At 57.4% G+C, this 578-nt stretch carries 1 protein-coding gene; it reads left to right on the forward strand.

What is annotated here, in order from left to right:
* Positions 1 to 376 precede the first annotated feature (376 nt).
* On the forward strand, positions 377 to 578 hold a 202-nt coding region (locus tag AC1D0P_RS27335; protein WP_477679600.1), incomplete at its 3' end, for a hypothetical protein.

The following is a 578-nucleotide window of genomic DNA, read 5'->3' on the forward strand; positions in this document are numbered from 1 at the left end:
GACTGGCTCATTGAACAACTACGGGAATGGGCAGAAGCCTTTCAAGAACGCGGTTCGTTCGGCTTCATTTCGAATCTCGGCGAAGTAGATCATTCCGAACTCATGGGCCGTGCAGCGCCGCTCGTGCTCGGGGCAATCTAATATGGCAATCGACGCGGACGCCCTATCGGCTGGCTTGCGCCAGCCTACTGTCCATCGGTCATTTCTGCGTTAGACCTCTAGCATGTCACTCAGCGCTCGTTCGACAACCGCATTGACCGTGGCTCTAGTTGCAGTGGTCGCAGTCGCGGTTCTGTATGCCCTGTCCGTCACGAAGCGAACCGTTACCTGTACGTCCGCTATGGCGTTGGCGGGTGGCGCTCAACTCCAGGGACAGATGATCTATCACATCGACTTCGAGCGGAAGGTCATGGGCTCAAGCCAAGGTGACAAGCCGATTGCCGTCACAGGGGACATAGTCAGTTGGGAGCACTCCGGCCTGACCCCGGATCGTGTCAGTCAAGTCACAGAGAAGGGGCGGCTTGATCGAAAGACCGGAGACTTCCAAGTTCAGCGCCGGCTGGTAGCGTCAAATGGTC

The organism is Polaromonas sp. P1_G2 (assembly GCF_056405515.1).